Genomic DNA, 7,601 nt, shown 5'->3' on the forward strand with positions numbered 1-7,601 from the left:
GAGTAAAAGGATGAGTGCGGAGTATGTAACAGAACCTGTAGCGAAACCAAAGAGAAAAATAAGTGTTTTCGACTTTTTTTATAAATATGGGACAGTCTTAATGATTTTTGTTATTATGATTATCTTCTCCATTGCCACACCTAACTTTTTAACAGGAGAAAACATTAGTGATATCCTGCGCTCTATTTCCATTGTTACTTTAATAGCGCTTGGTGTAACGATATCGTTAACCGTCAACGGACTCGATTTATCTGTAGGGTCTACGGCGGGGTTAGCCACTATTTTATCAGCCTCTATGCTTGTTTTACACAGACAAGAAATTGCAGTCGCTATCATTGTTCCAATTATTGCATCGCTTCTTATCGGGTTAGTAAATGCTTTTTTAGTAGTGAAAGTAAAGATTCCTGATATTTTAGCAACTCTTTCAATGATGTTCATCGTACAGGGGATTTTATTAACGTATACAAAAGGCTCAGCCATTTATACCAATATGCCTTTACCAAGCGGAGACAGAGCTCCGGGAATTTTTATTCCATCTTTCCTTGCACTGGGGCAAGGTCATTTACTAGGTATTCCTGTCCCGGTTATCATTATGCTGCTGACTGTGCTGCTTGTTCATATCGTTTTTTCCTATACGAAGTTTGGGCGTTTTTTCTACGTAACAGGAGGGAACATAGAAGCAGCAAGACTTTCGGGTGTACCGGTTAATCGTTACCGTATGTATGCCTATATGTTTTCAGGTTTGCTTGCTGGAATTGGAGGAGTCGTTTTAGCTGCCCGTATTGGGGTAGGAGAAGTGAACGCCGGCTCACCATTTTTAATGGATGCCGTAGCTGCTACATACATTGGCTTTTCCGTATTTGGAGCAGGGAAACCGAATGTATTCGGGACGCTGATTGGTTCTATTTTAATTGGTGTGCTGTTAAATGGGTTAACGATGCTAAATGTTCCGTATTATATGCAAGACATTATTAAAGGAGCTGTATTAGCAGGAGCCTTGGCTTTAACGTATTACCGCTCAAAACAAACATCTACGGCTGTGTAAACAGCCGTTTTTTTTCGTTTGAAATCGGAAAGAATAAGGAAAAACAATAGTATAGCCTATTATTTATGTAGAAAGAGGGAGTATAGATGAAACGTGTCGTCATTATAGGAGGAGTAGCCGCCGGAATGAGCGCAGCTTCACAGCTTCGTCGGATGAAAGAAAAAGAAGAAGTGGAAATCCTTGTGTTTGAAAAAGGTGGAGATATCTCTTATAGCGCATGTGGCATGCCTTACTATCTGTCAGGTGTTGTAAAAGAAAAAGATGATTTGGTTGCTCGGACGAAACAAGAGTTTGAAGAGCGAAACATCTCCGTCCATCTTTTTCACGAAGTAAAAGAAGTAAATCATACAAAAAAATACATAGTAGTGCAAAATGTAAAGACGCAAACGGAAAAAGAGGTAACATATGATGAACTCATCATTGCAACTGGAACAACAGCTGTTAAACCCAATTTTATGAGTGATAACATGCCGAATGTATGCACATTAAAATCATTAGCAGACAGCGAAAGAATCTATACATATCTACAGGCTCACTCCGTAGAGAAAGTCACCATTATCGGCGGAGGATATGTCGGAATGGAAGTAGCTGAAGCAATGAAGGCTTTGGGAAAAGAAGTACGGGTTATTGAACAGGGAAAGCAGATTCTATCTATTTTAGATCAAGAAATGGCAGAGCAGTTGCAAAAGCAGCTAGATGACGATATTTTATTTCATTTCGAAGAAGAAGTGGAAGCATTGTTGCATTCAGATGGTTCCGTCACTCACGTTCAAACAAACCGCCAAACGTATCAAACAGATTTAGTGATTGTAAATGTAGGAGTTCGTCCGAATACGCAATTCTTAGAAAGAAACGGACTAAGGATGCTTGAAAATGGAGCTATTTTAGTAAACGAGAAGTTGGAAACCAACGTGCCTCATATCTACGCAGCAGGAGATTGTGCAACGAGCTATCACCGCGTATTAAAAAAAGATGTTCATATTGCTCTTGGAAYCATTGCTAATAAGCAGGGAAGGGTTCTTGGTTACCGATTAGGGGGAGAAAAGCGAGAATTTCCGGGTGTTGTAGGTACAAGTATTGTCAAAGTGATGGACTATGAAATTGGAAAAACCGGCATTTCAGAAAGAGAAGCAAGAGAAAATTCTCTTTTATACAAAGCCATCACAGCAGAGGCTCCGAGTCATGCTTCTTACTATCCAGGAGCTGAAAAGATTGTGATAAAACTTGTTTATCATCCTGAAACAAAAGAGATTTTGGGGGTTCAAATGATTGGGAAAGAAGGAGTAGCAAAACGAATCGATGTATTTGCGACAGCTATTACTTGCCGCCTGACAACAGATGAAATAACCATGCTAGATCTTTCGTATGCCCCTCCTTTTGCTACGGTATGGGATGCTGTACAAATTGCTGCTCAGAAAGCTGAATAGAAAAAGATATAGAGACAAAAGTATGTTAGCTGAAGGAAGATCCGAACAAAGTGATTCTTGATTAAGAATCAACTTCKTTCGGATTTTTTTATGGTGAGGGCGAACGCAGGCTTCATATATTTAGCTGCTTCTAGCTGTTGACTCGAGGGCAAGGCGAAAATTCCTGCGGGACAAGCGGTTCGGCTCATGTATCCTATTTGTTCGTTTTTAGATTGTATTGATTTCGTTATGTTTCAATCTTTTTTCGATTCGACAAGCAGCATCTTTTGTCGAAAAACAAGTTGTAAAAAAAAGATAAATGGTATTCCTATAGTAATGTAAGCGCTTGTAAATTCCGACAAAATAATTTTTTTGCAAAAAAAATGTCTATTATTGCGACTCTATTTACATATTTAGTAGAATTTGTAATAATGCGTTATAAGCTAATTTCTTTGTCATAGGAGAGGATTTTGTGTTTGGAGTGAGAAATAGAACGAAATCAGAGAGATTATTAGTAGAAATCGTCCAAAAAAGACAAAAGATGGTGCAGCTCGGAGAAGAAAAAGGTTTGACTAATGAAGAAACCGTTACCTGTAGTCAAGAGCTTGATCAGCTCTTACTCGTTTATCAAAAGAAGCGTTTAAAAGAAGAGGAAGAAAAGACATCGTTTGCCACACTGATTAGCCGCTTTTTATCTTTTTCAAAGCTGTAATACAGGACAAGCATTCGGGATCGGGCAGTAAAACAATCATGCTGCCCGTGGCCTCTCTTCACCTTTAAAAAATGTTAATTAAAAAGATCATAAACAAAATACCAAAAATAAACGAATAGGTAGCAAATCTTTCGTTTCCATCGCCGTGACTTTCTGGAATCAACTCTTTATAAATAATAAAAAGCATGGCTCCAGCAGCAAAAGCTAATCCATATGAAACGAGAGAATCAACAAAATTAGTTAAATAAAACCCGAGTAAAGACGTTACAATCTCAACGGAGCCTGTAAGGGTAGCAATTAAAAATGCTTTTATTTTACTGATATTTTGCTGAGCTAAAAATAGCGCTACCAACAGTCCTTCAGGTGCATTTTGAAGACCGATTGCAAGGGCGATTAAGTTCCCTGTATTTTCAACATTTGAAGCGTAGCTAACACCAACAGACAGTCCTTCAGGAAGGTTATGCAAAGTAATAGCGGAAACAATTAAAAGTGCTTTTTCATCAAACTGAATGCCGGTTTTAGAATGCTCAAGATCAATGTGAGGAATATTCTGCTCCAAGAGTGTTAATGTTACAACTCCAAGCAGTAAGCCAATGGCTAAGGGGAAAAACCCGCCGCTTTGAAGAGATTCTGGAATCAAGCTCATAGTAGAAGCTGCTGTCATAATACCTGCAGTGAGCGCAAGAAGTATATCTTTCCAGCGATGAGTGAGTTCTTGATTCAAAAACAGAATAGGCAAAGCGCCTACTCCAGTCGATAGCGCAGAAAGAATGCTTCCAATTAGTACCTCAGTCATAAACCGTCTCCTTTTACGTATTCTTCTTTTTATCCTCAATTCACATCGTTCTTTTAGTGTATGTTTTTTTGGTTTCTATGAGCATGACTATTTTAAAAGTGAATAGCTTTATGCAATAACCTTACAAAAAAGTTGAACCAGTGAAGGTTCAACTTTTTAGGTAAAGTACAGCTCCTGAACTTGGTTAGCAATGTGCTCAAGCTTATTGGAAACTTGAGGAATGCCATATCCTACATACAAAGGAGATGTGGCAAAGCGAGGAATGATTTTCGCCGCAATTTTGCCGTTTTTAAGATTATAAAAAAATAAGTTGTAGCTCGTGCAGCTACGATGAAAATGATTTAATAAATAGTGAGCAGCCGTTTGAAGATAATCTGCAAATGCATGCATCTCTTTGTCAAGCTGATCCGTTATCACGTTAAATTCAAAAAAGCCCATTCTAGGTTTTACAGATAAATTAAATGTGACGTGTTCATTTTGGGCAATTGTGACTCCTTCAAACTGCTCTAGCTTCACATTTTCATTTACATCCATCTCATTTAAACCAATAATTTGCATATGAGGATGTCGTAATGATCCTCCGGACATGGGGCCGTGGTTTTTAAAGAAAAGAACAGAAGCATATTCTCCGCTGTTTATCATAGATATCCATCGTTCAGTAGCGAAGCTCAGCAAGGTGTACAGATGTTCCTTTGGATAAATAGATAGTTCCGAAGAACATTCATCAGTCTCAATAATAACCGTCTGATAAGCATCTTGCAGAACGGGAAACTTATTTTTCAGCCAAATGATAGGTCCTTGTTTTTCAATAATGCCTGTAAGAGATTCTACGTCGCAAAAGGGACAGGGATTTTGCCGGTTAACGATTGTTTCAGGCTTTTGTGAACCAATCGCGGAATTAAATAATAAATGGGTTGGTTTCATAATCATTCACCTTTTTATGTAATGGTCATATGTTTATTGTATTAAAAGCATATGTATAAATCCACTTATATACATTTTTTATCAAAAAAATTGTACAAGCGGAGAGAATAACCGCTGAAATAAGCCTGCTTTGATTGACTTTGAAGGGAAATTTTAGTATTATCTTGATATCAAGATAATATTAAAGGAACTGATTAAAATGACGAATGATGTAACTAGAGAAGAGTTAGACCAATCTCTTAAATTATTTATTGTACTATCTCGTGCCAATCGTTCAATTAATGATCATGTGCATAAATTTATTCAACAGCATGGAATGAATCCAACCGAATTTGYTGTCCTAGAGTTATTGTACCACAAAGGCCAGCAGCCTCTGCAGCAAATTGGCGGAAAAATTCTACTCGCAAGCGGCAGTATTACGTATGTAGTAGACAAGCTTGAGAAAAAAGGCTTCTTAGAGCGCGTTGCTTGTCCGAACGATCGTCGTGTAACCTATGCAGCTATCACCAAGCAAGGTAAGGAAATGATTGAAAGCATGTTTCCGAGTCACGAAAAAAGAATTCATGATATTTTATCCGTCCTGTCTAGCGAAGAAAAGGAAGTTGCTATTTCGATGCTTAAGAAATTAGGACACTATGCAGATGAATTTTTGCCGGAATCGACTGATTAATTAAGGAAAGCTCGTTTGTTTCTGTTGAACAAACGAGTTTTTTTCTATGACTTCTTTCATAACCAATCGACATAAAAAATAAAAAGTGACAAAAAATTGAAATTAACAGGAATACAGCTGGATAAAAACGAATTAGGTTACATACAGACAATAGAGAAAGGGGTACAAATGATGAAATTTGAGAATTATACATATACGCGACCTGATATGAATGAAATTGAAAAGCAGTTTGAAAAGGCCATTACACACTTTAAGGAAGCAGCGTCAGTCAGTCAGCAAAACGAGGCAATTCGTTTAGCAAATGATGCGTATTCCAAGTACAGCACAATGGGGAACATCTGCTATATTCGTCATTCTATCGACACAGCGAATGAATTTTATAAGGAAGAACAAGACTATTTTGATGAAACACAGCCGCTTTTAGAAGGATATGTAGAGAAATTTTACAAAGCGTTAATCTCTTCGCCTTTTAAACAGCAACTAGAAGAAAAGTGGGGCAAGCAGCTGTTCTCTCTTGCTGAAATGCAGTTAAAAACGTTCTCTCCGGAAATAGTAAAAGAGCTTCAGGAAGAAAATAAGCTATCGTCTCAATATACGAAACTAGTGGCGTCAGCTAAAATTGTATTTGAAGGAGAAGAAAGAACGTTAGCTCAGCTCGATCCGTTTATGGAGTCACCTGATCGAGAAATGAGAAAAAAAGCAGCAGAAGCGAAATTTCAATTTTTTACCGATCATGAAGAGGAATTTGATGATATTTATGACAAACTTGTAAAAGTGCGGACCAAGCTTGCTGAAAAATTAGGCTATGAAAATTTCGTAGAAGTGGGCTATGCTCGTATGTCTAGAATAGGCTACGATGCTGAAATGGTTGCCGCTTTTCGCAAACAAGTAAAAGAGTATATTGTTCCCCTTACTGAAAAACTAAAAAAGCGTCAGCAGGAAAGAATTCAAGTAGAGAGCTTAACTTATTATGATGAACCGTTTCAGTTTGAAACAGGAAACGCAGTGCCAAAAGGTGATGAAAAGTGGATTATTGAAAATGGACGGGTTATGTATAAAGAGCTTTCTAAAGAGACGGACGAATTTTTTTCATTTATGCTTGAAAATAATTTGATGGATTTAGTCGCTAAAAAGGGCAAAGCAGGCGGAGGCTACTGTACGTTTATTGAAGAATACAAAGCACCGTTTATTTTTTCGAATTTTAATGGAACATCAGGGGATATTGATGTGTTAACGCATGAAGCAGGGCATGCTTTTCAAGTGTATTCCAGCCGAGATATGGAAACCAATGAGTATCACTGGCCTACGCATGAAGGAGCTGAAATCCATTCGATGAGCATGGAGTATTTTACATGGCCTTGGATGGAGTTGTTCTTTAAAGAAGACAAAGATAAATACCAGTTTTCTCATTTAAGCTCAGGCTTAACTTTCTTGCCTTACGGGGTAGCGGTAGATGAATTTCAGCATGCTGTATACGAACGCCCTGAGATGACGCCTTCGCAACGAAAACAAACGTGGCGAGAAATTGAAAAGAAATATATGCCTTCTAAAAACTATGACGGCCATCACTATCTAGAAAGCGGGGGCTTCTGGCAGCGCCAGCTTCATATTTACACGTCTCCGTTTTATTATATTGATTATACGCTCGCTCAAATTTGTGCATTTCAATTTTGGAAAAAAGATCGAGAAAACCATGAACAAGCATGGCAAGATTACGTTCATTTGTGTAAGCTTGGCGGAAGTAAGCCGTTTTTAGAATTAGTAGAGGAAGCGAATTTGATCTMTCCATTCGAAGAGGGCTGCGTGCAGTCTGTAGTAGATGAAATTGAAAACTATTTAAATAGTATTGATGATAAAAAGCTATAAAAAAAGAGATTGAGACACAACAAAATCAATCCAATGTAAAGACGAACAAATGGGATAAACAATCTAGTATGAATCGCTTGTTACACCGCCGTTGATTTCCGTGCAAGGCTTGGTGAGCCTCCTCGGCGCTGATACTCCTGCGGGGTCTTACCTATTCCGCTTTTCCCGCAGGAGTCTTCGCC

At 38.2% G+C, this 7,601-nt stretch carries 7 protein-coding genes; 5 read left to right on the top strand and 2 right to left on the bottom strand.

Annotated elements, in window-relative coordinates; genetic code table 11:
- The first annotated feature begins 10 nt into the window (after positions 1-10).
- From AC1DRF_RS12775 to AC1DRF_RS12785, 3 genes are all read left to right on the top strand, one after another.
- Positions 11-1,045, top strand: a complete 1,035-nt coding sequence (locus AC1DRF_RS12775) for an ABC transporter permease (protein WP_025749439.1) — start codon at positions 11-13, stop codon at positions 1,043-1,045.
- An 86-nt stretch (positions 1,046-1,131) separates the two neighbouring features.
- Complete coding sequence (locus AC1DRF_RS12780; protein ID WP_477740870.1) at positions 1,132-2,472, top strand: CoA-disulfide reductase; 1,341 nt, start codon at positions 1,132-1,134, stop codon at positions 2,470-2,472.
- A 451-nt stretch (positions 2,473-2,923) separates the two neighbouring features.
- Positions 2,924-3,163, top strand: coding sequence for an aspartyl-phosphate phosphatase Spo0E family protein (locus AC1DRF_RS12785; RefSeq protein ID WP_016763388.1), 240 nt, complete (start codon positions 2,924-2,926; stop codon positions 3,161-3,163).
- A 64-nt stretch (positions 3,164-3,227) separates the two neighbouring features.
- Here the strand turns inward: AC1DRF_RS12785 and AC1DRF_RS12790 are convergent, their stop codons facing one another.
- Complete coding sequence (locus AC1DRF_RS12790) at positions 3,228-3,959, bottom strand: ZIP family metal transporter (RefSeq protein ID WP_013055967.1); 732 nt, start codon at positions 3,957-3,959, stop codon at positions 3,228-3,230.
- 156 nt (positions 3,960-4,115) lie between these two features.
- A complete protein-coding gene (locus AC1DRF_RS12795; RefSeq protein WP_427075480.1) occupies positions 4,116-4,883 on the bottom strand; it encodes a DUF4931 domain-containing protein in 768 nt (255 codons plus the stop codon).
- A 199-nt stretch (positions 4,884-5,082) separates the two neighbouring features.
- Here AC1DRF_RS12795 and AC1DRF_RS12800 point away from each other — a divergent pair, with 199 nt between their 5' ends.
- Positions 5,083-5,553, top strand: a complete 471-nt coding sequence (locus AC1DRF_RS12800) for a MarR family winged helix-turn-helix transcriptional regulator (RefSeq protein ID WP_477740871.1) — start codon at positions 5,083-5,085, stop codon at positions 5,551-5,553.
- A 171-nt stretch (positions 5,554-5,724) separates the two neighbouring features.
- Positions 5,725-7,419, top strand: a complete 1,695-nt coding sequence (locus tag AC1DRF_RS12805; RefSeq protein ID WP_477740872.1) for a M3 family oligoendopeptidase — start codon at positions 5,725-5,727, stop codon at positions 7,417-7,419.
- Positions 7,420-7,601 lie beyond the last annotated feature (182 nt).

Source organism: Priestia sp. P5_B4 (genome assembly GCF_056400385.1).